At 58.6% G+C, this 26,858-nt stretch carries 20 protein-coding genes; 12 read left to right on the forward strand and 8 right to left on the reverse strand.

Translation table 11 applies throughout. The annotated features are described in order from the left end of the window. The first annotated feature begins 2 nt into the window (after positions 1-2). The 7 genes from carB to AM218_RS10955 all read left to right on the forward strand — a co-directional run bounded on the left by carB (position 3) and on the right by AM218_RS10955 (position 8,974). A complete protein-coding gene (gene carB / locus AM218_RS10925) occupies positions 3-3,239 on the forward strand; it encodes a carbamoyl-phosphate synthase (glutamine-hydrolyzing) large subunit (RefSeq protein WP_054413895.1) in 3,237 nt (1,078 codons plus the stop codon). A gap of 152 nt (positions 3,240-3,391) precedes the next feature. Beyond that, positions 3,392-3,682 carry a GIY-YIG nuclease family protein gene (locus AM218_RS10930; protein WP_054413896.1) on the forward strand — a complete coding sequence of 97 codons (291 nt, stop codon included), beginning with the start codon at positions 3,392-3,394 and terminating at the stop codon, positions 3,680-3,682. 86 nt (positions 3,683-3,768) lie between these two features. Next, on the forward strand, positions 3,769-4,722 hold the full coding sequence (locus AM218_RS10935) for an N-acetylornithine carbamoyltransferase (RefSeq protein ID WP_054413897.1): 954 nt from the start codon (positions 3,769-3,771) through the stop codon (positions 4,720-4,722). 96 nt (positions 4,723-4,818) lie between these two features. Beyond that, the gene (locus AM218_RS10940) at positions 4,819-5,145 is read left to right on the forward strand and encodes a hypothetical protein (RefSeq protein ID WP_054413898.1); all 327 of its coding nucleotides are present in this window, start codon (positions 4,819-4,821) and stop codon (positions 5,143-5,145) included. 144 nt (positions 5,146-5,289) lie between these two features. Further along, on the forward strand, positions 5,290-7,641 hold the full coding sequence (gene pbpC, locus AM218_RS10945) for a penicillin-binding protein 1C (RefSeq protein WP_231717475.1): 2,352 nt from the start codon (positions 5,290-5,292) through the stop codon (positions 7,639-7,641). A gap of 210 nt (positions 7,642-7,851) precedes the next feature. Continuing rightward, the gene (locus AM218_RS10950) at positions 7,852-8,421 is read left to right on the forward strand and encodes a YMGG-like glycine zipper-containing protein (protein ID WP_054413899.1); all 570 of its coding nucleotides are present in this window, start codon (positions 7,852-7,854) and stop codon (positions 8,419-8,421) included. Between the two features lie 88 nt (positions 8,422-8,509). Beyond that, complete coding sequence (locus tag AM218_RS10955; protein ID WP_054415517.1) at positions 8,510-8,974, forward strand: YybH family protein; 465 nt, start codon at positions 8,510-8,512, stop codon at positions 8,972-8,974. Positions 8,975-9,054: 80 nt separating this feature from the next. Here the strand turns inward: AM218_RS10955 and AM218_RS10960 are convergent, their stop codons facing one another. Both AM218_RS10960 and AM218_RS10965 read right to left on the reverse strand, forming a co-directional pair. Next, positions 9,055-9,453, reverse strand: a complete 399-nt coding sequence (locus AM218_RS10960) for a DUF779 domain-containing protein (protein WP_054413900.1) — start codon at positions 9,451-9,453, stop codon at positions 9,055-9,057. Positions 9,454-9,644: 191 nt separating this feature from the next. Next, the gene (locus AM218_RS10965; RefSeq protein WP_054413901.1) at positions 9,645-11,171 is read right to left on the reverse strand and encodes an aldehyde dehydrogenase family protein; all 1,527 of its coding nucleotides are present in this window, start codon (positions 11,169-11,171) and stop codon (positions 9,645-9,647) included. A gap of 241 nt (positions 11,172-11,412) precedes the next feature. On the opposite strand from AM218_RS10965, the gene AM218_RS10970 reads away from it, so the two are divergent. Both AM218_RS10970 and AM218_RS10980 read left to right on the forward strand, forming a co-directional pair. After that, entirely contained in the window at positions 11,413-12,342 is a 930-nt protein-coding gene (locus AM218_RS10970; protein ID WP_054413902.1) for an AraC family transcriptional regulator, read from the forward strand. Between the two features lie 447 nt (positions 12,343-12,789). Beyond that, positions 12,790-14,043, forward strand: coding sequence for an MFS transporter (locus AM218_RS10980; RefSeq protein ID WP_071843765.1), 1,254 nt, complete (start codon positions 12,790-12,792; stop codon positions 14,041-14,043). A gap of 71 nt (positions 14,044-14,114) precedes the next feature. On the opposite strand, the gene AM218_RS16390 is transcribed toward AM218_RS10980, so the two are convergent. Then, positions 14,115-17,594, reverse strand: a complete 3,480-nt coding sequence (locus AM218_RS16390) for an Ig-like domain-containing protein (RefSeq protein ID WP_071843766.1) — start codon at positions 17,592-17,594, stop codon at positions 14,115-14,117. A gap of 801 nt (positions 17,595-18,395) precedes the next feature. On the opposite strand from AM218_RS16390, the gene AM218_RS16815 reads away from it, so the two are divergent. After that, positions 18,396-19,127 carry a hypothetical protein gene (locus tag AM218_RS16815; RefSeq protein ID WP_157547632.1) on the forward strand — a complete coding sequence of 244 codons (732 nt, stop codon included), beginning with the start codon at positions 18,396-18,398 and terminating at the stop codon, positions 19,125-19,127. Positions 19,128-19,325: 198 nt separating this feature from the next. On the opposite strand, the gene rfbD is transcribed toward AM218_RS16815, so the two are convergent. The 5 genes from rfbD to AM218_RS11010 form a co-directional block, all read right to left on the reverse strand. Continuing rightward, positions 19,326-20,177, reverse strand: coding sequence for a dTDP-4-dehydrorhamnose reductase (gene rfbD / locus AM218_RS10990; protein WP_054413904.1), 852 nt, complete (start codon positions 20,175-20,177; stop codon positions 19,326-19,328). Positions 20,178-20,232: 55 nt separating this feature from the next. Beyond that, the gene (locus AM218_RS10995) at positions 20,233-21,138 is read right to left on the reverse strand and encodes a TIGR03915 family putative DNA repair protein (protein ID WP_054413905.1); all 906 of its coding nucleotides are present in this window, start codon (positions 21,136-21,138) and stop codon (positions 20,233-20,235) included. 75 nt (positions 21,139-21,213) lie between these two features. Further along, positions 21,214-22,083 carry an alpha/beta fold hydrolase gene (locus AM218_RS11000; RefSeq protein WP_054413906.1) on the reverse strand — a complete coding sequence of 290 codons (870 nt, stop codon included), beginning with the start codon at positions 22,081-22,083 and terminating at the stop codon, positions 21,214-21,216. Positions 22,084-22,134: 51 nt separating this feature from the next. Beyond that, positions 22,135-22,368: a hypothetical protein gene (locus AM218_RS11005; RefSeq protein WP_054413907.1), complete on the reverse strand. Its 234-nt coding sequence runs from the start codon at positions 22,366-22,368 to the stop codon at positions 22,135-22,137. A gap of 54 nt (positions 22,369-22,422) precedes the next feature. Further along, positions 22,423-23,688 carry a putative DNA modification/repair radical SAM protein gene (locus AM218_RS11010; protein WP_054413908.1) on the reverse strand — a complete coding sequence of 422 codons (1,266 nt, stop codon included), beginning with the start codon at positions 23,686-23,688 and terminating at the stop codon, positions 22,423-22,425. A 262-nt stretch (positions 23,689-23,950) separates the two neighbouring features. Here AM218_RS11010 and AM218_RS11015 point away from each other — a divergent pair, with 262 nt between their 5' ends. Both AM218_RS11015 and AM218_RS11020 read left to right on the forward strand, forming a co-directional pair. Continuing rightward, the gene (locus AM218_RS11015; RefSeq protein WP_054413909.1) at positions 23,951-25,864 is read left to right on the forward strand and encodes a BamA/TamA family outer membrane protein; all 1,914 of its coding nucleotides are present in this window, start codon (positions 23,951-23,953) and stop codon (positions 25,862-25,864) included. 149 nt (positions 25,865-26,013) lie between these two features. After that, positions 26,014-26,847 (forward strand): CvfB family protein, encoded by an 834-nt coding sequence (locus AM218_RS11020; protein ID WP_054413910.1) that lies wholly within the window; start codon positions 26,014-26,016, stop codon positions 26,845-26,847. The last annotated feature ends 11 nt before the right edge of the window (positions 26,848-26,858 follow it).

Raw genomic sequence — 26,858 nt, forward strand, 5'->3', positions numbered from 1 at the left:
GCATGAACAAACCCACCAAAGTGCTTATCCTCGGTTCCGGCGCGCTGAAAATCGGCGAGGCCGGCGAGTTCGACTACTCCGGCTCGCAGGCCCTCAAGGCGCTCAAAGAGGAAGGCATCCGCACCATCCTGATCAACCCCAACATTGCCACCGTGCAGACCTCGGAGGGCCTGGCCGACGACGTGTACTTTCTGCCCGTGACGCCCTACTTCGTGGAGGAAGTCATCAAAAAGGAGCAGCCCGACGGCATTCTGGTGGCCTTTGGCGGGCAGACGGCGCTGAACTGCGCCGTGGCCCTGTACCGGGCCGGCGTGTTCGAGCAGTACAACGTGCGCGTGCTGGGCACGCCCGTGCAGAGCATCATCGACACGGAGGACCGGGACATCTTCAAGGAAAAGCTCGCGCAGATTGGCGTGCTCTCGGCCCGCAGCGTGGCCGTCACGACGCTGGAGGACGCGCTGGCCGCCGGTGCGCAGATCGGTTTCCCCATTATCGTGCGGGCCGCCTTTGCCCTGGGCGGGCTGGGCAGCGGCTTTGCCAATAACTTGGATGAGCTGCGGGCCCTGGCCCAGAAAGCCTTCACCACCTCGGACCAGATTCTGGTGGAGGAGTCGCTGAAGGGCTGGAAGGAAGTGGAGTACGAAGTGGTGCGCGATGCCTATGATAACTGCATCACGGTCTGCAACATGGAGAACTTCGACCCTATCGGCATTCACACCGGGGAGAGCATCGTGGTGGCCCCCTCGCAGACGCTCTCCAACCGGGAGTACCACAAGCTGCGCCGCATTGGCATTCAGACCATCCGCCACCTGGGCATCGTGGGCGAGTGCAACATCCAGTACGCGCTGGACCCGAAATCCGAGGACTACCGCGTCATTGAGGTGAATGCGCGCCTCTCGCGCTCCTCGGCCCTGGCCTCCAAAGCCACGGGCTACCCGCTGGCCTTCGTGGCGGCCAAGCTCAGCCTGGGCTACTCACTGGCCGAGCTCAAGAACAGCGTGACGCAGACCACCTCGGCCTTCTTTGAGCCGGCCCTGGACTACGTGGTGGTGAAGCTGCCGCGCTGGGATCTGGGCAAGTTCGCGGGCGTGAACCGGCAGATCGGCTCGGCCATGAAGAGCGTGGGCGAGGTGATGGCCATCGGCAAAAGCTTCGAGGAAGCCATCCAGAAAGGCCTGCGCATGCTCGACACGGGCAAGCGCGGCTTCGTAGCCAACCGCCCGGAGGACGAGCTGGATAATGCCGCCATCGACCAGCTGCTCAGCGAGCCCAACGAGGAGCGCATCTTCGCCATCAATCATGCTTTCGAGGCGGGCTACACCTTGGACCAGGTGCATGCGCTGACGAAGATTGACCACTGGTTTCTGCAGCGCCTGTCCACCATCTTTGAGCTGGGCCAAAAGCTGGCCGAAGGCCGTACCAACGGCGGCCTCGACGGGCTGGACACCGCGCTGCTGCGCGACGTCAAAAAAGCCGGCTTCTCGGATCAGCAAATAGCGGTCAAACTCTTAGGCGAAGGCGACGTGAAAGCCGATGAGCTGCGCGTGCGCGCCCGCCGCAAGGCCCTGGGTGTGCTGCCCGTCATCAAGCAGATTGACACGCTGGCGGCCGAGTTCCCGGCCCAGACCAACTACCTCTACACCACCTACCACGGCACGGAACACGACCTGGCGCCGGAAACCGACCAGTCCGTGCTGGTGCTGGGCTCGGGCGTGTACCGCATCGGCTCCTCCGTGGAGTTTGACTGGTGCGGGGTGCAGGCCGTGCAGACGGCGGCGGCCGAAGGCTACAAAACCATTCTCATCAACTACAACCCCGAAACCGTCTCCACCGACTACGACGTCTCCGACCGGCTCTACTTTGAGGAGCTGAGCTTTGAGCGGGTCATGGACATTCTGGACTTCGAGCAGCCCAATGGCGTGATTCTGAGTACGGGCGGGCAGATTCCCAACAACCTGGCCACCCGCCTGGCCGACGCGCAGGCCCCCATCCTGGGCACCAGCGCGGCCATGATTGACCAGGCCGAAAACCGCCACAAGTTCTCCTCCATCCTGGATGAGCTGGGCATTGCCCAGCCCCGCTGGCAGGAGCTGACCTCGCTGCAGGCCATGCTGGCCTTCGTGGGTGAGGTGGGCTACCCCGTGCTGATCCGGCCCAGCTACGTGCTCTCAGGCGCGGCCATGAATGTGGTGTCCAATGCCTTCGAGCTGGAAGAATTCCTCAAAGCTGCGAAGCAGGTCAGTGCCGAGTACCCGGTGGTGGTCTCCGAGTTCATCCAGGAGGCCAAGGAAATCGAGCTGGACGCGGTAGCTGATAAGGGCGAGATTGTCTCGTACGCCATTTCCGAGCACGTGGAGTTTGCCGGCGTGCACTCCGGCGACGCGACCATGTACTACCCGCCCCAGCGCGTGTACGTGGGCACGGTGCGCAAGCTCAAAATCATTGCCGAGAAGATTGCGAAACGGTTTGAAATCAGCGGGCCCTTCAACATCCAGTTCCTGGAGAAAAACCGCGAAATCCGCGTCATTGAGTGCAACATCCGCGCCTCGCGCTCCTTCCCCTTCGTGAGCAAGGTCTCGGGCCACAACCTGATTCAGAAGGCCACGCAGGTGCTGCTGGGCAAGAAGGTCACGCGCGACGCCAGCGAGCTGGTCTACGACCTGCCCTTCGTGGGGGTAAAGGCCCCGCAGTTCTCCTTCACCCGCCTGCCCGGCGCCGACCCGGTGCTGCGCGTGGACATGACCAGCACGGGCGAGGTGGGCTGCCTGGGCGACACGGCCGAGGAGGCCCTGCTCAAGGCCATGCTCAGCGTGGGCTATAAGATTCCGCAAAAGTCGGTGCTGATGTCCAGCGGCCCGCTGCTCTCCAAGCTGGTGCTGCTGGACTCGGCCCGCCTGCTGGTGCAGCACGGCTTCGCGCTCTACGCCACGGGGGGCACGCACCGCTTCCTGGCCGAGCACCAGGTGCCCAGCCACTTGGTCTTCTGGCCCGACGAGCAGCAGGAGCCCAACGTGCTGACCTGTCTGAAGGAGAAGAAGATTGAGCTGGTGCTCAACATCCCCAAGAACCTGAGCAAGGGCGAGCTGGACAACGACTACACCATCCGCCGCACGGCCGTGGACTTCGGCATTCCGCTGCTGACCAACGCGAGGCTGGCCAAGGCCTTCATTCAGGCCTTCTGCACCCTGGACATGCAGGACCTGAAGATCAAGAGCTGGAACGAGTATAAGGCCATGTAAGGCAAAGCTTCGGATCAAAGGAAAAAACAACGTCATGCTGAGCGCAGTCGAAGCATCTCTACCTCTGGCTAACTCCTGTCGTGAGGACGAAGCGGTAGAGATGCTTCGACAAGCTCAGCATGACGTTCTGATTTTCTTCGTATAGTGGCCCCATGTACGTCTACATCCTGACTAACCCGACTAAAACCGTCTTGTACATCGGTGTCACCAACGACTTGACGCGCCGCCTCTATGAACACAGCAGCGGCCGGGGCGACGTGGGTAAGTTTACTGGACGGTATCAGACGGATTTGCTGGTGTACTTTGAGCTTTGCCCGGATGCTAAACAGGCTATTGCGCGGGAAAATCAGTTGAAAGGTTGGACGCGCAGTAAGAAGGATGCGTTGATTACAGCTTTTAATCCCCACTGGGAAACCATCAACTTAGAAACATGGCGCGGCTGACTGGCCTACGAAGCGGTAGAAATGCTTCGACAAGCTCAGCATGACGTTCTTTTTTAGCTTTAGGCCTTAGCCATTCTTCAACCAAAATGAAAAACTTCACCTCCTTCGCCGATGCGGGCGACTATAAAGCCCTGTTGCAACAAGCATTGGAAATCAAGGCCAATCCGTTTGGCTACCAGCACATCGGCAAGAACAAAACCGTGGGGCTGATTTTCTTTAACCCCAGCTTGCGCACCCGGCTTAGCTCGGTGAAGGCGGCCTATAACCTGGGCGCGCAGGCCTGGGTGCTCAACGCCGGCGCCGATTCCTGGACGCTGGAAATGGCTGATGGCGCGGTGATGAACGGCGGCACCCAGGAGCACATTAAGGAGGCCATTGCCGTAATGAGCCAGTACTGCGACGTGTTGGGCGTGCGCACCTTCCCCACGCTCAAGGACCGCGAGGCCGACTACAGCGAGGAAGTATTCAACAAGATTCTGAAGTACGCCACCGTGCCCGTGGTAAGCCTGGAAAGCGCCACGTTGCACCCGTTGCAAAGCTTTGCCGACCTGATTACGGTAGCGGAACACAAGCAGAAGGAGCGCGTGAAAGTGGTGCTGACCTGGGCACCACACGTGCGCGCCCTGCCCCAGTGCGTGCCCAATTCGTTTTGTGACTGGTTCTCGGAAGTAGACTGGGTAGACTTCGTCATCACTCACCCCGAGGGCTACGAGTTGGACCCCAGGTTCACAAAAGGCGCCCGCATTGAGTACGACCAGAAGAAGGCCCTAGAAGGCGCTGACTTCGTGCAGGCCAAGAACTGGAGCAGCTACCAGGACTACGGCCAGGTTATCAGCAACGACCCTTCCTGGATGCTGACGCCCGAGCACATGGCCGGCACCAACCACGCCAAATTCCTGCACTGCCTGCCCGTGCGCCGCAACGTGGAAGTATCGGATGCCATTCTGGATTCGCCTAACTCACTGGTGATTCAGGAGGCCGGCAACCGGGTGTTTTCCATGCAGACGGTGTTGCACGAACTGCTGAAGCAAAGTGTATAATTCGGGTATGATATAACAATGGAAAGATACCCGCGTTCAAGGCGAGGTCGAAATGGCTGACCGGTCATTTCGAAAAATTCACCTCATCCCTTACCCATGAAGAAGGTATTTGTTCTTGCCGCACTCCTCGTAACCGGTGTTACTGCTGCTAACGCTCAAACCAGCACTACCACTACCACCACTACCCAGCCTACTCAGGGCACTACAGTGGGAACCCAGGTAGGTACTGCCGTTCTCGATGCTACAGGCACCGTGAATACAACCGTAACCACGCCTGCTGCAACGACGGCTCCGGCTACCACAACTACCGTAGAAACGCAAACGGGTACCGCGGTTTCAGCAGATGCTGTTGCAACAACGCAGCCTGCTGACGTGAAAAAGGCAAAAAACAAGAAGAAGAAGTCGAAGATCAAGGCGGAGTAGTCCTCCTTTGCTTTACTGCTTACCAAAGCCCGACCCCGGATCCTGGGGTCGGGCTTTCTGTTTTCTAAGGATGGATGGCAGTAGGCCCGGCTTTCGGAGGTTTAAAGCAACGCTACGCTGATATAGTATTTGCTCATAAAGGCAGTGCTGTATCTTGCAAGGGTGAACTACCGGGCATTTTTAGCATTCCTTTCTTCCGCGCTGTGGCGTTGGCGGCGGTATGGGCTGGGGCTGCTGCTGGTAGTTGGCACAGGCTTTCTGCTCGACCGGCTTTTTCCGGTGCCGCCGCCCCCGCAGTACTCCCCTATCGTGCTGGCAGCCGATGGCTCGGTGCTGCATGCATACCTGAACCCCACCCAAAAGTGGCGGATGAAAACCGAGCTGCGCGAAATCACCCCCGCACTGCGCAAGGCTATTATAGAAAAAGAGGACCGGTGGTTTTACTGGCACGTAGGCGTGAACCCCGTAGCGCTGGTGCAGGCAGCCGGGCGCAACGTGTTTGGCACGGGCCGCACCACCGGGGCCAGCACCATTACTATGCAGGTGGCGCGGCTGCTGGAGCCTAAGGAGCGCACCTTCCGTAATAAGCTGCTGGAAATGCTGCGCGCCACCCAGTTGGAACTGCACTACAGCAAGGCCGAGATTCTGCAGCTTTACCTGAATCTGGTGCCTTATGGCGGCAATGTGGAAGGCGTTAAATCAGCAGCATTACTCTACTTCCAGCAGCCGCCTGATTACCTCTCCCTGGCCCAGACCGTCACGCTGGCCATTATCCCCAACCGTCCGCGCGGCCTGATTTTAGGCAAAAACAACGCGGCGGTGCTGCAGGAGCGCAACCGCTGGCTCAGGCGCTTTGCCAAAGCCGGGTTATTTCCGAAACAGGATGTGGAAGATGCCCTGCTGGAGCCGCTGGACGTGCAGCGCCATGCCGCCCCGGCGCTGGCGCCGCACTTTTCGCGCCGGCTGGTGCGGCAGTTTCCTCAGCAGGCCATTATCCGGTCGGCGCTTAGTAGCAGCAAGCAAAGCAAGGCCGAAGACCTCACGCGTAACTACGTGCGCCGCCTCTATGAGCGGGGCATTACTCAGGCCTCGGTGCTGGTCATCAACAACCGCACGCGGCAGGTAGAGGCCTACGTGGGCTCCGCCGATTTCCGGGACTTCGCCAACCAGGGTCAGAATGATGGCGTGCAGGCGGTTCGCTCGCCGGGCAGCACGCTGAAGCCGTTTTTGTATGCGCTGGCTATGGACCGCGGCCTGGTGACGCCCAAACGCATGCTGCCCGATGTACCCACCAACTTCCAGGGCTACCGGCCCGAGAACTTCGACAAGCACTGCAATGGCGAAGTAACGCTGGAGCGGGCCCTGGCCTATTCCCTCAACATCCCGGCCGTGCGCGTGCTCCACGAGCTGGGGGTGCCCGCCTTCACGGATAAGCTCCGGCAGGCGGGTTTTCAGAATATCACCCGCAATGCCCCGCGTTTGGGCCTGAGTAGTATTCTGGGGGGCTGCGGTGCTAGTCTGGAAGAGTTGACCAACCTGTATGTAACGCTGGCCAACGGGGGCCGCTACGCCGGCCTGCGGCTGACCTCCGCCCCTGCCGCCGCCTCCAGCCGGCTGTTTACGGAGGCATCGGCCTTTCTTACTACCGATATTCTGGCCCAGCTTACCCGCCCCGATCTGCCGCTGGGCGCGGCCAGCAGCCTGCGTCTGCCCAAAGTAGCCTGGAAAACCGGCACCAGCTACGGCCGCCGCGACGCCTGGAGCATCGGCTACAACAAACAATACACTATTGGTGTGTGGGTGGGCAATTTCAGCGGCCAGGGCAGCCCCGCCCTCACCGGCGCCGATGTGGCCACGCCCCTGCTCTTTGATCTGTTTAATGCCGTAGCCTATAATTCGCCCAACGATTGGTTTGTGCCGCCCGCCGCGCTGGATTTTCGGTTGGTGTGTGCCGAGTCGGGCCTGGTACCGGGGGAGAACTGCCCCAACCAGCTGATTGATTATTTCCTGCCCGGCGTATCGTCGGGGCAGCGCTGCCAGCACCAGCGGGAAGTGCTGCTTTCTGCCGATGGCCAATTCACGTATTGCCGGGCCTGCGCGCCGGCTGCCGGGTTCCGGCGGGAGTGGTACCCCAATCTGCTGCCCGAAATAGCCGCTTACAAAGAAGCCCAGGGCATTCCGTACCGCCGGTTGCCGGCGCACAACCCGCAATGCCAGCTGGTACAGGAGGGCCCGGAGCGGGCCCCCAGCATCACCTCGCCCGCCGCCAATACGGAATACGTACTCAATAGCCACGAAAAGCAGCAGCTCCTGCTCAGCTGCACCACCGATAATGAGGTGCGGCAGGTGTATTGGTACGTGAACGACCAGTTTCTGCGAGCGGCGGCCGCCACGGAAAGGGTGTTCTTCCATCCCCCATCCGGCCCGGTAAAAATTTCCTGCGCCGACGACCACGGCCGCAATACCGATGTATTGGTAACCGTGACGCAGCTCTGATTTCATCGAAAACCGAGGACAAAACAAGTGTATTTCTCCTGATTTGAATAGGCCTGTTTCACTCCCAAAATGAGCTTTTCTGCTATGCGGCAGCCAATACTTATCATTTTTCGGATTGAACCTCAACGCCCGGTTTCCCGTTATGGCACGGTGCTTGCAAAAGTTCTTATCACAAGCGTAACCATCTTCTGAAACTTAAAGTCTAGTATTATGAAAAAGGTCAGTCTGATTTTGAGCCTCGTATTTCTGCTCAACATAGCCTTCACCAATTTTTCTCAGGCGCAAACTAGAAAGCCCTGGAGCCCACAAGCCAAAGGCGCCATTATTGGTGGCGTTGGTGGAGCTGCTGCGGGTGCCCTGATTCATAAGCGTAACCGCGTAGTGGGTGGCGCAGTAGGCGCTGCCGCCGGTGCTGGTACTGGCTATGTAATTGGTAAGAGCATTGACAACAAGCGTAAGGCCCGTGCCGCCGAAGCGGCCCGCGTAGCGGCTAATAACCGCGCTGCCGCTGCTGAGCGTCAGGCCGCTGCCGCCCGCGCCGAGCGTTCGGCCATGGCCCGCCGCCTAGAATCTTCCAAGCAAAACAATGGTCTGGCCGTAGGTCAGCAGCAGCAATATCCTGGCGCGGCTTCCGGTTTTGCCGCCGCTTCTATCCCTGCCATGATGTATGCCAGCAATGGCGCGTCAATGCCCATGAACGCAGCTTATTTGCCCAATGCCTCGTATGGGGAGCGTTCTACGGAATATCCTACCTCGGAATATCGTAGAAAGAGCTGGTAAGTCCGGATTCTCCCTTAGTTTCGCCGACTCCAGCCTTGTGCCGGAGTCGGCGAATTTCTTTTACTTCTTCACCAAACCCCCTGGCTCTATGAAGCCCTATCTGTTGCTATTGCTCGCTACGGCCGCCCTGGCTTCTTCTTGTACCAAAACCGACGAGAAGAAGGATGCCGCCAATATTCAAACGCTGGACCAGCAATTTGTTGGAGCCTGGAACAGCAAGAATGCCATGCAGCTGGATACGATGATGGCGGATGATGTGCATTACCTGCAAGGCGAAGCCCATTACCAGGGCAAGTCGGAGGTTTCCAACCGCTGGGTTCGGGAAACCATCAATACTATTTCCGACCTGCGCCTGAACCCGGTTAGCTCCGGTGCTGATACCCAAATAGCATATGAAGCCGGTACTTTCTCGGTAGACGTGCTGCCCGCTGCCCCCGGCCAGCCCATGGGCGAAGGCGAAGGCAACTTTGTCCTGATCTGGAAAAAGAACGCCAAAGGCCTCTGGAAGCTGAGCTACGCGCAGCTGGAAGGCCTGCCCGTAAAAGCCAAGTAAGCCGCTACCCATACCATACAAAAAGGCCCCACCAGGTATCTGGCGGGGCCTTTTTGTATGCTTGATTATCTCTCCCCAGGCTAAGATGCTTGCGCGGCCAGGTATTCCTCGCCTTCCAGCACCGGCGCCATATCCCGGGACTCCTCCTCCGTAAACAGCCGGGACCGAATCAGGAAGCGCACGCCCAGCGGTATTTCCAACGAAAAGCTCGCTCCTCGCCCTTTGGTTACGTCTACCGTGAGCTGGGTATGCTGCCAGTACTCAAACTGGCTGGTACTCATGAAGAAGTCGCAGTCATGGATCTGGCCCAGCCATACATCGTTGCCCCCAATGCGGAACTCGCCTTTGGTAAAGCACATGGGCGAGGAACCGTCGCAGCAGCCCCCGCTCTGGTGGAACATTAAAGGGCCATGCTCGTCGCGCAGCAAATCAATGGTGGCTTCGGCGGCGGGGGTTACTAAAACTCGGGGAGTAGGCATGGGAAGCGGTGAAGTTGTGGATTTGTAAAAACGCCTGTCATCCTGAGCTTGGCGAAGGACCTTATGCCAGTAGAACGATTATCGTTGCTACGACTCGTTTTTACGGGAGAAGGTCCTTCGCAGGCTCAGGATGACAGTATGTTTTAGGATAGAAGCTGCAACACAGCTTCACCCTTCATCACTACAGCTTTTTAAAAGAAGCCCAGTTTCTGCTGGCTGTAGCTGATGAGCATGTTTTTGGTCTGGCGGTAGTGGGCCAGCATCATCTTGTGGTTTTCGCGGCCAAAGCCGGAGGCCTTGTAGCCGCCGAAGGGTGCACCAGCGGGGTAGTCGTGGTAGCAGTTTACCCACACGCGGCCGGCCTGAATGGCGCGGGGCATCTGGTACAGCTCGTGCGCGTCGCGGCTCCAGAGGCCGGCACCCAAGCCGTAGAGCGTGTCGTTGGCCAGCTCAATGGCTTCTTCGTTGGTTTTGAAGGTGGTAACCGACAGCACCGGGCCGAAGATTTCTTCCTGGAAGATGCGCATTTTGTTGTGCCCCCGGAAGATGGTAGGCTTGATATAGTAGCCGTCGGTTAACTCTGGATGGTCGTGGAAGTGGGCGTCTCCGCCTGTCAGCACCTCGGCGCCTTCGGCCTTGCCAATTTCCAGGTAGCTCAGGATTTTCTCGTACTGGTCGTTGCTGGCCTGGGCGCCCATCATGGTTTCCAAATCCAGCGGGTGGCCCAGCTTAATGGCTTCTACGCGCTTAATCAGACGGGGCATAAACTCATCGTAAATATCCTCGTGGATGAGCAAACGGGAAGGACAGGTGCAGATTTCGCCTTGGTTCAGGGCAAACATGGCCGCGCCTTCCAGGCACTTGTCCAGGAAGTCGTCGTCGTGGTCCATCACCGATTTAGTGAAGATGTTCGGCGACTTGCCGCCCAGCTCCATGGTCACGGGAATGATGTTTTCGGCGGCGTACTGCAGGATCAGGCGGCCGGTGGTGGTTTCGCCGGTGAAGGCTACTTTCTGCACGCGCTTGTTGCTGGCCAGCGGCTTGCCGGCTTCCAGCCCGAAGCCGTTTACTACGTTAATCACGCCGGGGGGCAGCACGTCCTGAATCAGCTCCATCAGCACCATAATGCTGGCGGGCGTCTGCTCGGCGGGTTTCACCACCACGCAGCAGCCGGCGGCCAGGGCCGGCGCAATTTTCCAGGTGGCCATCAGCAGCGGGAAGTTCCAGGGAATAATCTGGCCCACTACGCCCAGCGGCTCCTGAATAACTAGGGAAAGGGTGGTTTCATTTAGCTCGGTAGCAGAGCCTTCCTCGGCCCGAATCACGCCCGCGAAATAGCGGAAGTGGTCAATGGCCAGGGGCAGGTCGGCAGCCATGGTTTCCCGGATGGCTTTGCCGTTTTCCACGGTTTCTACCGCCGCCAGGTGGGCCAGGTTGGCCTCCATGATGTCGGCAATTTTCAGCAACACGTTGCTGCGCGTGGTAGGCGAGGCTTTGCTCCAGGTTTTGAAGGCTTCGTGAGCGGCATCTAGGGCCAGTTCTATGTCCTCTTTGGTGGAGCGGGCTACTTTGGTAAAGGCTTTGCCATCAATGGGCGAGGGGTTTTCGAAATACTGCCCTTTCACGGGCGCTACCCATTTGCCGCCAATAAAATTATCGTAGTGGGATTTGAATTGAGGCCGGGCAACCAGGGTGGTGGGTTTTTCTAGGGTTTCCATGGATGGGGATTTGTGTGGGTTTCGGATATCCCAAGCTAGCTTCTTATCCTGCCGAAATAGTTGTATTATACTCTCAGAAATACCGCCTATAGTCGCAAGTTGCCGTTGAGCTTTTCCCCGAAAGCTCAACCTAGCCTGCTGGTTTTCTGCTAATTGCAATGAACAATTTCCGCTTGCTCTCTATTGTAGAGAAAGTATTGTGCTATTTCCGCGTTCAGGCTTCTCATCGGACTCCCCACCCATGCCTACCCATCACCTGCCCGCCCCTATTTCCCTGCATCAGCCAGAGCAGCTGACCACGCTGGTGGAAAACCGCACCGTGTACACACTGGAAGCCTTTGAGCTGAACGTGTTTGAAACTCACCGCACGGCCCACCAGGTACCGCTCAGCATGGGCCACGTGGTGCTTACCACCATGCTGCGGGGCAAGAAAGTGATGCACTTGGCCGGCCGCCCGGCCTTCGACTACCTCCCGGGCGAGTCAGTAGTGGTGGGCAAGGATGAAACCATGGTCATTGATTTTCCGGAAGCCAACGAGGCCCAGCCCACGCAATGCCTGGCCGTAGCTATTCCCACCGATACCATCCGGCAAACCGTAGACCTGCTCAATGAGCACTCGCCCCGCGCAGAAGAGCACCTGCCCTGGCAGCTGGACACCGCCGAGCACGCCCACTTTCAGAACACGCCCGAGCTTACCAGCACCCTGGAGCGCCTGGTGCAGCTTTCCCAGGATACGGGCCGCGTGAAGGATGTGCTGGCCAACTTCACCATTCAGGAAATGCTGGTGCGCCTGATGCAAACCCAGGCCCGGCAGCTGCTCTTTCACAACTATAAGGAGCACGTCACGTCCCACCGCTTTGCCCACGTGGTGCAGTACATCAAACAGCACCTCACGGAGCAGATTACCATTGAGAAGCTGAGCGAGCTGGCCTGCATGAGCAAGGCCACCTTTTTCCGGGTGTTTAAGCGCGAGCTGGGCCTCACGCCCGTAGAATATGTGATTCAGGAGCGCCTGGCCGAAGCCAAGCGCCTGTTGCGCAACCCGCTTACCACCGTTACGGACGTGTGCTTCCGGACGGGCTTCAATAACACGGCTTACTTTCAGAAGCTGTTTAAGCAGTATGAAGGCGTAACGCCGGGGCTGTATAAAAAGCAGTATGCTACTCTTTAGATAAAACATGAAGCGTGACACTTTTAAAACCCTCTTGGTATTTCTGAGTCCCGTCTTCGCGCTGATCCTATATATTAATTATGATGCCCACTGGAGCCCTGAGGCAGCAATAGGTCAGGAGAATCTTCGTAACATCCGTAAGGTTGAAATAGGTATGGACTCGTCTACTGTCCTGGCTATAATGGGCAATCCAGAATCCAGAGTGTATTTTCTTCCTGTTCCACAAACCACAACTTACACCTATCGAACGCCACCAGGTTCGTCCATGAGTTGCTACGTTGTCTTTGATAATGAAATGAAGGTTATAGAAAGAAAGGTTATTCAATAAATAGCACAGAAGTTCTACAGTTAACTATTGTACAATAGTTAACAACTTTCCCGGCTGACTTGGGGTTGTGTGAGGCCAGTAAGGCGGCGGCAATAATAGCCGCCGTAATTTTGCCTCCTATGAAAGATGCCGTTGCGGCTGCGCCTCAGCCAGTGCTAGAGGACATTCGTCCTATTCCGTCCCATCCTCCGCTTGCTCCGGCCCTGGTCTGGCTGATGGCCATTACCTGCGGACTGGTGGTGGCCAATATCTACTACAACCAGCCGCTGCTGGCCGAAATCGGGAAGACCTTTGGCTTGTCGGATAGCCGGGTGAGCTTGGTAGCCACCATTACGCAGGTAGGCTATACCCTAGGGCTGCTGTTTGTGGTGCCACTGGGTGATAAGCGCGAGCGGAAAAGCCTGATTCTGGCCCTGCTGCTCTTTGCGGCGGTTTGTCTGGCCGGCGCGGCCTTTGCCCCTACGTTTGCGCTGCTGGTGGCCGCCAGCCTGCTGATTGGCATTTTCTCCGCGGTGCCGCAACTGCTGATTCCCATGGCAGCCTCCCTGGCCACTAATGAGGAGCGCGGCCGGGTGGTAGGCAAAGTCATGAGCGGTTTGCTTATCGGCATTCTGGTATCCCGGACCATCAGCGGGTATGTGGGCGCGCATTTTGGCTGGCGCACCATGTTCTGGGTAGGTGCCGGCGTGATGGTGGTGCTGACCGGCATTCTGGCCCGCATGCTGCCGCGCAATCAGCCCACCTTTACCGGCAGCTACGCCAGCCTGCTTCGCTCGCTGGGCACCCTCACCCGCACCCTGCCTACGCTGCGCCGCTCGGCGCTGGTGGGCCTGTGCATGTTTGCCGGCTTTAGCGCTTTCTGGACTACGCTGGTGTTCTTCCTGGAAAGCAGCACCTACAACTACCATAGTGATGTGGCCGGCCTGTTCGGCCTCATTGGCGCCAGCGGGGCCCTGGCCTCGCCCTTGGCTGGCCGCTCAGCCGACCGCAAAGGCGCCGACTTTGCCCTCAACATTGGCATACTGCTGTGTGTAGGGTCTTTTGTGCTCCTGCTGTTTGGTGGGTACTATCTGGTGGGGCTGATTCTGGCCGTTGTTATTCTGGATGTAGGCCAGCAGATGACCCACATTTCCAACCAATCACGCATTTTTTCCCTGCTGCCGGAAGCCCGCAGCCGCCTGAATACGGTGTATATGACGGCTGCTTTCATTGGCGCCTCCCTGGGCTCCTGGCTGGGCGGGCAGGCCTGGGCGCATTTCCACTGGCCGGGCGTATGCGCCGTGGGGCTGGCGTTTGGCGTGGCGGGCTACCTGGTTAACCGCTTTTATGGGCGGCCTGGTGCTGGTATGGCTGTTGAGTTGTCAGAAGAGTAGCCTCATCCCTATAGAGCATAAAAAAAGCCCCGACCATACGGCCGGGGCTTTTTTAATAATGCGTTCAGATACTAGTGGCTCACCACCAAACGCTTGGTAGCCACTCCGTGGTCGGTTACCAGCTTCAGCAGATACACCCCGTTGGCGTACGAGGAAAGCAACAGCTCCTTGGCTATTTTCTGGTTGGCCGCCGCAGAACCGGCAGCTACTACCTGCACCCGGCTGCCTTTTAAGTCATATACAGCCAGGCTGTACTGACCCGAAACCAGCATAGAGAAGGAAACCGCCGTGCGGCTTGCCCCGGGGTTAGGATACACCGAGAAACCCTCCACCATAGAAGCCACCTTGTTAGGCGTAGGCGTAGCGGCGCAACTGGAGCCCACCACATACAAATGCGGTTTCTCCGCGGAGTTGCGCTCCGGGCCACCCGCACCAGCCTGGTAGGTAAAGTACACGCTGGTTACTACACCTGTAGCAATGGCTTTGGTGAAGGTAAAATCACCGGCGGCATTCTTGGTCATGGGGTAGCCGGGATAAGCGCCTGCGCCACCTTCCTGGATGTAAATAAGGGCTAGGTTGCCGCCGGCCGTGGCACCCAGCGGATGAAATGTGTAGGTTACGTTTTCGCCCGTGGTTACGGCCTTAAAGCTGTAATCATCGGTGGAAGCGCAGTAGCCATCAGTACCGGCCACGGTTATGGTTACCGCCGTTGAGGTAGTGCTTTTGCCGGCATTGTCCGTGGCTTTGGCCGTCAGGGCATAAGAACCGGCGGCTACTTTCACCCACTCATAGGAGTACGGGGCCGTAGCATCTTCTCCCAGCTTGGTATTTCCCTGGAAGAACTCCACTTTCGCTATGGTGCCATCGGTATCAGCGGCCGTGGCCGTGAGCGTAATGGTGGCGGGCGCCACATACTGGCCGGTGGCCAGCGGGGCCGTCAGGCTAACCGTAGGAGCGGCATTATCGGGGCCGCTGGTGTCGCAGTTCTGCCCCACGGTGTAGGAATGGGGCTTGTCAGCGGAGTTGCGCTCCGGGCCACCTGCACCTACCTGATAAGTGAAGTAGAAGCTGGTGGCTATACCCGTGGCAATAGGCTTAGAGAAGGTGAAGTCACCGGCGGCATTCTTGGTCATGGGGTAGCCGGGGTAAGCGCCTACGCCACCTTCCTGGATGTAAATCAGGCCCAGATTGCCCCCGGCCGTAGCACCCAGCGGATGGAACGTGTAAGTCACATTGCCATCCTGGCTGAACACTTCGTAGCTGTAGTCGCCGTTGGCGGCCAGGCCGGTACAGGCCAGGGGTTTCACTTCCACGGCCACTGCCGCCGAGGTAGTGGTATTGCCATCATTATCGGTGGCGCGGGCCGTTAGGGAGTAAGAGCCGGCGGCCACGTTCTTCCACTCATAAGAGTAAGGAGCAGTAGTGGCGGTGCCCAGCTTCGTATCGCCGTTATAGAACTCCACCATGCTGATGGTGCCGTTGGCATCTGCCGCGGTAGCCGTAAGCGTGAGGGTAGCCGGAGCCGTAAACTTGTCGGTAGCCAGGGGGCTGGTCAGGGTTACGGTGGGCTTTACCGGATCAGCCACTGTAATTGTAACGGCCGTTGAGGTGGTAACGGCGCCGCCATTATCGGTGGCTTTGGCCGTGAGAGCATAGGTGCCGGCTACCGCGCTGGTCCAGGTATAGGTGTAGGGGCTGGCCATGTCCGTTGCCAGCAGCGTGGTGCCCTGGTAGAACTCCACCTTATAGATAGAGCCATCTGCATCGGCGGCATTGGCGGTGAGGACAATGCTGGCCGGGGTAAAGTAGCTGGCATTGGCCGCCGGGGCCGTCAGGCTAACCGTGGGCGCGCTGTTATTGGGAGCCGAGACAAACAGCGTCACCGGAACCGAAGTAGCAACCGCGCCTTCGTTGTCGGTGACTTTGGCGGTAAGGGTGTACACCCCGGCGGCAGCGCCGGTCCAGGCAAAGCTGTAGGGGCTGCTGGTATCGGTGCCCAGCAGGGTGGTGCCCTGGTAGAAATCTACCTTGGCTACACTGCCGTTTTCGTCGGCGGCCGTGGCCGTGAGCGTAATGCTGGCCGGCGTGGTTACTACGGCATTGTTTGCCGGAGCGGTGAGCGTAACGGTGGGCACCGGGTTGGAGATTATCCCGCCGCTCAGGTACATATCATCAAAGAAGAAATCAGCCGTACTGGAAGCAGGGTCGCCGGCAAACATGAACAGGCTGGTCATCGAGCCTAGATCAATGTGCATGCCTACGTTAGGCTGGTTAAAGGCACTCAGCGGAATGGTTACCTCGTGCCAGCTGCCATCCCGCACCAGGCCATACTGCGCAGCCCCGCCCGCCGGGAAATTAATCCAGCTTTCGCCATGCCCGCTTTTCACCCCAATCTTAAACTGACCGGTGTAGGAGGATTTGAAATGAAACTTGAGGGCGCCATCCTGCGCGAAATTGAGCAGGTTGATAGGGGCATGATCTACACCCATGCCAAACCAGTCGCCGCTGCCGGCCCGCACGGCCAGCACCTGCGTGCCTTCGTAGGCGGCGGGCATGGGGGTAATGTTGGTCAGGTTGTTCCAGTAGTAAAGCTCCGCTCCTGCCCCAAACTCCAGCTTGTTGGTAATAGTAGCCTGCTCGGTATAGATGCCGAAATTGCCGCCGAAGGCATGGTCTTTCCCCAGGTAGAGCTCATCACCGGGGCTCTGGTACAGCCGGATATAGTCTACCAGCATTTTGGCAGGCAGCGTAGCGGTAATATCATTTACCCCGGGCTGGCCGGTATAATTGCCGCCCACAGCCATGTTCAGCAGGATGTACTGCGACTTATGGAATTCCTCCATATCCTTTTCCGGGGTATTGGTGATATCCGCGGAGAAGTATTGGGTGCCATCAATAAACACTTTGATGAACTGCGCATCCCACACCATTTTATAGACGTGGTAGTCATCGGTTAGCGGCGTGGGGCTTTTGTAGATTTCGCTGTAATCGGCCAGGTTGCCTTTATAGCTCCAGTGCAGGGCCGCGCTAACCCAGTTGTTCACGTTGCTGGGGTAAGAGGCCTTGCTGCCCATCTCCAGAATATCGGTTTCGCCGCTGGCGGGCCAGTTGCCCGTGGTGCCCAGCAGCCAGAATGCCGGCCACAGGCCGTTTTTCAGATTCGGCACTTTAATGCGGGCCTCCAGCGTGCCGTATTTAAACTGCACCCGGCCAAACGTTTTCAGGCGGGCCGAGGTGAATTCCCGGGTCTGGAATTTTTCCTTGCGGGCCTCAATCACCAGGCTGCCATTCTCTAGGCGGGCGTTTTCAGGCCGGCTGGTGTAGTACTGCAATTCCTGGTTGCCCCAGCCACAGATGCCCCGCTCGCAGCCATCCCCAAAATCATAGGTCCAGGAGTCGGGATTGATGGCCGTGCCGTCGAAATTATCTTCCCAAACCAAGGTTTGGGCCTGGGTGGTAAACGTGGCAGACAGCAGCAGAGCCGCCGCGGCCAGCAGCCGCCGACTGGCTTGTGACCAGCCAGACGGGGAGTGAGTAAAGGTTTTCTTCATGCGTGGTGGGAATTAGAAAAGCTAAGAATGGAAAGACACGGAGGGCAGCAGATTCCTGGGAAAAGGAACCGGCTATTATGGGGGTTGATGTTTTTTTAAGCTCGACAGTAAATGGCGACCTTTTATTGGTTGTCTGAATTTGGATCTGGCTTGTGCCTATTGCGTTGCCACGTTCCCTCCATCAGCCTTACCAATTGGCAACTATTTGCTTTCAGCCGGCCAGACAGGCATTTAACGTCTTCCGGCTACTTGTGTACCAAGCGTATAGAAAGGCAATTTTTATCACTTTTCTAAGCCAGATTCATCTTGTAATATACAGATAACCAGCCGGAAAGCCTACCGAAAACGGACAGTCATGTGATTTTAAAATTGAAGCAAAGCAGTAAGCCGATGCTGCTTGCTGGTGCGGTCTTAGGGCCGGAAGGCAGGTGGTGCGTACCCGTAACCTCAGATAAACACACCAGAAGCGCAGGCAAAAAATGAGCGCCTAGAGTTTTTCTCTCAGCCCAGATGATACGGGCCCTTGGCTTGGTAACTTCAGGAAAACGGGAGGTGCGTTAGGCGAGGACAATACCTGTCTGCTTTGTAGCATAACGATGAAGGACAGGTCCCGTTTTTCGGTTATCGAGGGCCGGTGGAACCGGCCGGTTTTCAGGAGTAATAGGAGGAGCTAAAAACCCTCGTAAACTCAATAATAATATTGAACGGCAGCGACCAGTTTACGTATTGTGAATGATGCACTTAGGGCAGGAATTTTGAGCTTAGCCCGGTTGCTTTTTTCATCTTTTTTTCCTCTTCATCATGGATACGCAAGACCATCCTACGCCGCTGCCTACCAACCAGGCGCCCCAAGACCAAGGCCCAAGCCAAAAGCCTGCCCCTGCTCCCTTTCTTGCTCCAACTGCTGAGGCCAATCCTGCCCCAACCGCTGCTGTCAACCCAACGCCCGCCCCTGAAGCCAACCCGGCTCCAATGGCGCAGGCCAACCCCGCCCCCACTGCCGCTGTTAATCCTGCTCCTACTGCCGCTGTTAATCCTGCTCCTACTGCCGCCGTCAATCCTGCCCCCACTGCCGAAGCTACTCTAAACCCAACGGCGGTAGCTGCAGCTGCCCCCGTAGCAGTAGCCACTCCGGCACCGACTGCCGTAGCAGCGCCTGCTCCCAGTGCGGCCGCTGCCCCTGCCCCTGCCCCAACTGCCACCGTCACCAGCATTCCGGTTGCCACTAGCAGCCCTGCCCCAACGGCGGAGGCCACGCCACCCGCTTATGGTGCGGCAGGCAATGCCAGCGCGCCCGCCGCGCAGGAAGCCCCAACCAAGCTGACGCTTTCCATCCCGATAGAAATATCCGTCAGCACTCCCCTACAAGCCACCAATGCTGTAGCGCAGCCAGCTAACAGCGCGCCACCCCAAGGCGCAGTCACCACTACTCCCGAAAATCCGGGCAGCGAAAAGAGTGTTATTGGGTTTCAATATACTGCGGGCCGAAACGAAGCCAGTGAAAACCCCGACGAGTCAGGAAACCAGCAATAAGCCCTGTGCGCTTACGGTGAGGGATAAGCCCCACACGGCTATAGCAAGGCCCCGATTATTAGCGCCGCGTTGAGTAAATGGCAAGGCGTACGCTGACTACACCCCGGACTCAATTCTTGGTTTTTGGCGTAAAGAAAAGGCCGTGCTTCTGATGTGAAGCACGGCCTTTTCATAATGTATAGCGGAATCAGTTTACGCCTACAGACGGCTCAAACATACTTTCAGGCTGTCGCGCCAGTGCGGAATGGCTACCTGCAGCTGGGTTTTGGCTTTGGTCTTATCCATTACGGAGTAAGCCGGGCGCGTGGCTTTGGTGGGATACTCGGCGGTGCGGATAGGCAGAGTGCGCACCGGCGTGTTGCTCAGCTCAAAAATAGCCTTAGCGAAGTCGTACCACGAAGTCAGGCCCTCGTTGCTGTAGTGGTAGATGCCGTACTGCTGGTTCCGGGTTTCGATAATGGTCAGCAGGCAGCCAGCCAGGTCAATGGCGTAGGTGGGGGTGCCCACCTGGTCCCAGATAACCTTCAGTTCTTCCCGCTCATGGCCCAGCTTGAGCATGGTCTTCACAAAGTTGCCGGCATACTCGGAGTACAGCCAGCTGGTGCGCAGGATAAAGTAGCGGCTGGTTTGCGCGGCTACCCCCTGCTCGCCTTCCAGCTTGGTGAGGCCGTAAATGCTGATAGGCGCGGCTTCATCCGTTTCCACCAGCGGCTGGTTGCCTGTGCCGGCAAACACGAAATCTGTGGAAATATGCAGGAGGGTGGCGCCAGCCTGCTCGCACAGCCGGGCAAGATTCACGGCCCCGTCTTTGTTGACTTTACGGGCCAGCGCTACCTCGTCTTCGGCTTTATCCACGGCCGTGTAGGCAGCGCAATTGATACAGTACGCGGGTTGGTACTTGGCAAAAACAGCTGCCAGCTTCTCTTCATCCAGAATATTCGCTTCGGCTTCGGCCAGGAAAACCAGGTTGCTCAGGTTTCTTTCTTTTGCTACGTGCTGCAGGCACTGCCCTAACTGCCCGGAGGCGCCAAAAACGAGGATATTGCTCATAAACGATGCTGGTTTGCGCTGCAAATTAGCGCTTTTCAACCCAGCACCAGCGGTTTTAGCCTATCGGCCGCTTATTCTTAATGGGCTCGAAGCGCTGCTCGCGCGGCTGTTTTTCACTCAGGTAGCGCCAGTAGCGCAGGGGCATATGCCGGCGGTGCAGCTTTATATTTTTGCGCTCCGGAATATTTACGTGGTCGAAGTAGGACTGCCAGAGCAGCTTGAACAGGGGTTCCCGCTCATCCAGCACCGTGGCCGAAATATCGGTGCGCCGCTGCGGCGTGGGGGTTTCGAACTCCACTACATCGGTGCGGTGCAAATCGTAATACAAACCGTAGCGGCGGCGCTTATCGAAGATAAGCCAGCGCTGGTCGGCGTAGCGCTTGGTGAAGTGGGGCGCAATGAGCGGCAGCACGTCAAAATCGGGCTCAATGGTGGCGTGGAACAGCTCGTCGCTGGTTTTCTCGAAGCGCACGAAGGCTTCCATGCGGTGCTTTTCGCGGTACATCTGCTGGGCAATGCCCGCAATGCGGCGCACGGTATCGTCGGCGTAGTTTTCGGAGATGTCGCGGCCGGCACGCATGGCCGTGTCGGCGTAGCGGAAAATCAGGAGCTCCCGGTCGGGCTGCTCGCTCAGAAACGTATGGAACAGCCGGGTGCGCGCCTCGGCGTCCATATACCGCACCAGCCCATCCCACACGCGGGCGGCCGTGGCATCGTGGGTTTCTACCAGCACGGACTGCGCAAACAAGCCGCCCTGCACGGCGCCGAGGGGCTGAATGCTGTTTGGGGCGGCCTTACGGTCATAGACCTGAAACAAAACCGTCAGCAGGCCTTCAAAAGAGCCGTCGTATGTATAGTCCAGCGGCGGGTTGGTGAGCTGCGGCGCAATACGGGCTACCCCTGCATTTGCCGAAGACGGGACGCTGTTACGCGCCGGGCGCGGACCAAGGGAACGACTCATGTAAGAAGAAAAGGGCGAAGAAAGTAACCCGGGGTAGTTGCGGCGGCCAGCGGCAGGAATTTCAATACCATAGCTCTAACCCTCTGCCGCAAGAAACGCTAACAGAAGCTTGTTTACAGCGGCCGGCTCTTCCTGATGCAGCCAATGCGTGGCCTGCTCGAAATACGTCAGTTGCCCGTTCCCCCACCACTCCAGGCTGCGCTCAGCCAACACTGGCTCCAGAAAGGCATCCCGCCGCCCCCACAGGATGTGCACAGGGATGCGGATGCGCCCTACCCGCCCAATGCGCCCGGGCTTACGAAAAGCAGCCCGGTACCAGTTGATCATGCCGGTAAGCGCGCCGGGGCGCGACCAGGCCGCTACATAGCGGTGCAGATCTTCGGTAGTGAAAGTACCCGGCCGGCTGGTGCCCCGCAGGGCGCGGCGGCCAAACCGGTATTGATGCCGCCGAAATAGTTTCTCCGGCAGCCAGGGCAGCTGGAAAAAGAAAATGTACCAGCTTTTCACTAGCTGCCGGGGCATGCGCCGTAGGGCGTGCCCTAGCACCGCCGGGTGCGGCACATTCAGAATAGCTACCCGCAGAATGCGCTCCGGGGCGTTGGCTGCCAGCCACCAAGCTACCGCCGCGCCCCAGTCGTGGCCAATGACGATGGCTGTCTCGCGGCCGGCGGCCTCCAGCAACCCCAGCACATCGGCCCCCAGTATTTCCAGGCGGTAGGCGGCCGCGCCACGAGGCTTGTCGCTCCGGTTGTAGCCGCGCTGGTCGGGGGCCAACACCCGGTAGCCCGCCGCGGCCAGTGCCTGTATCTGATGGCGCCACCCGTACCAGAACTCCGGAAAGCCGTGTAGCAGGATGACCAGCTGCCCCGTGGCCGGGCCGCACTGTACCACGTGCAGCGTAATGCCGTTGGTGCGGACGTCCTGATGGTCGAGCTCGTAGGTCATAGAGGTGGTACCGGATGCGGGCGGGCAGGGTTACCGCGGGGCGGCACTTTCTTACGCCGCTTCCGACTGCTGCCCCGTGCGGGTGGCGTGGGCACGGGCAGCCTCGCGGTGCATTTTCTGCACAATGGGCAGCAAATCCGAGAGCTTACAGCAGCAGGCCACGCGGGCTACTTTCACAGATTTGGGGGCCTGCTGGGGAGAAGCCGACGCGTCGGCAGCGCGATGAGAAATAGTCATGGAATCGGTAGGGTTAGTAAACAGGGAATGCGGGTTGAGGGAAGACATGGCAGAGTCGCTGAATCGAACAAACAACTGGCCCCTGCCAGCTGCTAATACACCTTAGGAGGCCTGAGCAAATAAATCGAGCTGTTGGGTGACGAGGGCGGAGCGGACTGAGCCGGCCCCGAACAAAATCTGGCGGCGGATGGTCTGCTCGTCGTACTCCCGCTTTTCCAGGGCCTGGCCGCGGCAGGTGAGGAAGAACTTGGCCCGCTTCAGTACCACGCCAAACTTGTGCAGGTGGTCCAGGGTGATGGGCGCAAACCGCCGGGCGGCCACTATGCGCTTGGCGGAGCGGGCCCCCACGCCGGGAATGCGCAGAATCATTTCGTAGTCGGCGGTATTCACGTCTACCGGGAATACGTGGCGGTTGCGCAGGGCCCAGGCCAGCTTGGGGTCAATTTCCAGGTCCAGGAAAGGATGCTCGGGGTCCAGGATTTCATCGGCCTGAAAGCCGTAGAAGCGCATCAGCCAGTCGGTCTGGTACAGGCGGTGCTCCCGGATGAGCGGGGGCTGGGTTACCTGCGGCAGGCGGGCGTCATCGGTCACGGGAATGTAGCCGGAGTAGTACACGCGCTTCAGGCCGTAGCCTTTGTAAAGCGAGTCGGTAAGCTGAATGATCTGGTGGTCGTTTTCGGCGGAAGCGCCCACAATCAGCTGGGTGCTTTGGCCGGCGGTGGCAAACTGCGGCACCTTTTTGAACAGCGCCTTCTCTTCTTTATTCAGGATGATGCCGTCCCGAATCTGCGCCATGGGCGTGAGAATCTCCTGGTAATTCTTTTCGGGGGCTAGTGCGGTGAGGCTCATTTCTGAGGGCAGCTCAATGTTCACGCTCAGGCGGTCGGCGTACAGGCCGGCTTCCTGAATCAGCTCCTCCGAGGCACCCGGAATGGCTTTCACGTGGATGTAGCCATTGAACTTGTGCTCGGTGCGCAGCTTTTTGATGATGCGCACCAGCCGCTCCATGGTATAGTCGGGGGAGGAGAAAATACCGCTGCTCAGAAACAGGCCCTCGATGTAGTTGCGGCGGTAAAAGTTCATGGTCAGGTCCACCACTTCATCCACGGTAAAGGCGGCGCGCTTCACGTCGTTGCTGCGGCGCGATACGCAATAGGCGCAGTCGAAAATGCAGTGATTGGTGAGCAAGATCTTCAGCAGACTCACGCAGCGGCCATCTTCGGTATAGCTGTGGCAAATACCCATGCCCTCGGCATTGCCCAGCCCCCGGTTCTCATTTTTCCGCTTGCCGCCGCTGCTGGAGCAGGACACATCATACTTGGCGGCATCTGCCAAAATACTTAGCTTTTCCTGAATTCGCTCGTTCATCAAATAGGCTGTTTCTGGGCTTAAAACTATTCTATTCCACTCAATACTACACTATATCACTAAGCTAAATTTTTTAGAAATAGTTCGGAGATCAACTCTAAAAAATCAGGTTTCGTTTATGGCCTACGTCCCTTTGGGGCCTGGACTTTACTCGGCAGCATTTTTCGGCATGAGCCGCTTCTTTCCATCGGTTATTCAGGCACTCCCTCCGGAACCCGTATCTTGCCCGGGCTCGTCGCTTAACCCAACGGGCCGCTTAAGGGTGCTTCCTCCGTTATCTAACTTACGCCGGCCCGGTGCGGCCTTCTGGCTGCTGCTGGCCGGGCTGCTGTTGCTGGGCATGCCCGCCTGGGCGCAGCAGCCCGAGCGCCCCGTAACGCCCGCTGACTCCCTTGGCGAAACCCGTCCCGATTCCCTGCGACGGCGCTTTGATCAGGAGCGGATTCTGAATAACCTGAAAGCCTATACCAAGCGCAAAACCATTGCCGGCAAAGCCGCGGCGGCCCTGTTCAACTTTACCGGGCGCCGCGAGGAGCGCGCCGGCCTGGATGCCGAGCTGCTGGACCGGCAGTATGACCGGCACAGCTATAAAGTGGTGCGGCGCATCAACATCAACACCCTCGATGCCTTTGGCTACCGTCTGAACGACCCCACGCGCAAGCCGCGCAACATTCTGGAAAAGTCGGCTAATACGCTGCACATCAAAACCTCGCGGGCGCGGGTACGGCAGGTGCTGCAGTTTCGGGTGGGCGAAGAACTGGAGCCGCAGGCCCTGGCCGAATCGGAGCGTCTGCTGCGTCAGACCCCGGAAATTGCCGATGCCCGCGTGTTCGTGAACGAGCAAACCACCACGCAGGACAGCGTGGATATTGAGGTCATCACCCGGGACGTGTTTAGCATCAGCGGCTCAGTGCAGGTGCGGGACGTGGGCGCGGGCGTTATCGGGCTGCGCGATGTCAACTTTCTGGGCCAGGGCCACCAGTTCCGCAACCGCTACGAGTATGGGCGCCCCAAGCCCCAAAACTGGAGCTACGAGGGCAGCTATCTGGTGCCGTTCCGCAACTTTCTGACCGGGCAGGTGCATTACCTCAACCGCTACGAAAACAAGGAAATGAACGTGGTGGTCTCGCGCGGCTTTTACTCCATTAATACCCGCTACGCCGGCGCCGTGGCCCTGAATGTATTCGACCGGCCCCTGATCCTCAACCACCAGGATGGCCGCCCCGACAGCCTGGTGCCCCTTCGGTTTAATACCCAGGACGTGTGGCTGGGCCGCGCCTTCCGCCTGCATAGCTATGACCTGGGCTATGAAAACCCGGGGCGCATTATCGTATCGGGCCGCTTTATCCGCACCAACTACTACAGCCGGCCCGACAAGACGGAGTTTCAAAACGCTGGGCTGGTGCTGGGCACCATCGGCTACAGCGTCCGCTACTACTATAAGGATACGTACCTGTTTGGCTTTGGCCGCACCGAAGACATTCCCACCGGTACCCTCATCAGCCTCACCAGCGGCTATGAGTTTAATGAGGCCACCAACCGCCGTTACTTTGGCATGCACGCCGCGGCCGCTTCTTACAACCCCCGGCGCGGCTACTTATATGTCAGCGGCGACTTTGGCTCCTTTGTGCGGGGGCAAAGCAACGACTGGCAACAGGGCGTGGCCGGCGGCGAAATCCTGTATTTCACGCGCCTGTACCACACGGGCAACTATCAGTGGCGGCACTTTTTCTGGAACCGCACCGCCATTGGTTTAAACCGTTTCCCCACTGAGCGGGTACTGAATATTGATGGTGACCGGGGCCTGCGCGGCTTCCGCACCGATGGCAACCTGCGCGGCACCAGCCGCTTCGTGGTTAATTACGAGGCTACCGTTTACACGCCCGTTTCCTTTCTCGGCTTCCGCACGGCGGCCGTTGGCTTTGTGGATGCGGCCTGGCTGAACACCACCAAGCTGCAGACCCTGCCGTTCAAGGAAACACCCTTCACCGGGTTTGGGCTGGGCCTGCGCTTCCGCAACGAATACACGGCCATCCGCACCTTCCAGATTCTGGTCGGGTTCTACCCCCGCGGGCAGTTCGACCGGAATGGTATCCGGGTATTCGAGAATGCCCGCCCGTTTTATGATTTCAGCGACTTTAGCTTTGGCCAGCCCAGTCTGGTGCGCTATGAGTAAGTATTTTGGCAGGCAGAAGTAATCCCGCCGCTTCTTCGGACCTTTGCAGCGGGCTTTCGTACCCATTCCTGATTTTACAGCAGGCCCGGTAAGGCGGCGGCTTTTGGCCGATGCTTTCTTATCCCTGCTTCCCTATTAACTTAATACCCATGCAGCTCGGTGATTATAACGACCTGGAAGTAGCGCGCGAAGTAGACTTTGGCGTGTACTTGTCTTCTGACGACGGCGACCTGCTGATGCCCGGCAAGTACGTGCCGGCCGGCACGCAGGTAGGCGACGTGCTGCGCGTATTTGTGTACCGCGACTCCGAAGACCGCCTCATTGCCACCACCCTGGACCCGCTGGTGCGCGTAGGGCAGTTTGCCGCCCTCAGCGTGCGCGACGTAACCCCGCTGGGCGCGTTCCTGGACTGGGGCCTCGAGAAAGACCTTTTCCTACCCTACCGCAACCAGCGCCGCAACCTGCGCCCCGGCGAGCGGGCCACCGTGTATGTGTTTCTGGATGAAACCTCCGACCGCATCGTGGCCTCGGCGCGCTGGGAGGGTTTCCTGAGCCACGAGCCCTTCCCCGGCCAGCCCGGCGACGCCGTGCAGCTGATGGTAGCCGAAGAAACCGACCTGGGCTTTAAAGTGCTGGTGAACGGCCAGTACCAGGGCCTGCTATACCACAACGAAGTATTCCGTCCCCTGCGCCTGGGCGATACGCCCACCGGCTACGTGCGCCTAGTGCGGCCCGATGGCAAGCTGGACATCAGCCTGCAGAAAATTGGCTACGACGAAGCGCGCGATGCCGTAGAAACAGTACTAAAGGCCCTGCACGCAGCCGGCGGCACATTGCCGCTCTCAGACAAGAGCGAGCCGGACGACATTTACCGCCGCCTGGGCATCAGCAAGAAAGTGTTTAAAAAAGCCCTGGGCTACCTGTACAAAAACGGGCAGGTGCAACTGGCACCGGACCACACGCGGCTTATTCCGGAGTCGTAAGCAGCCCGTTT

The organism is Hymenobacter sp. DG25A (assembly GCF_001280305.1).
GTDB lineage: Bacteria > Bacteroidota > Bacteroidia > Cytophagales > Hymenobacteraceae > Hymenobacter.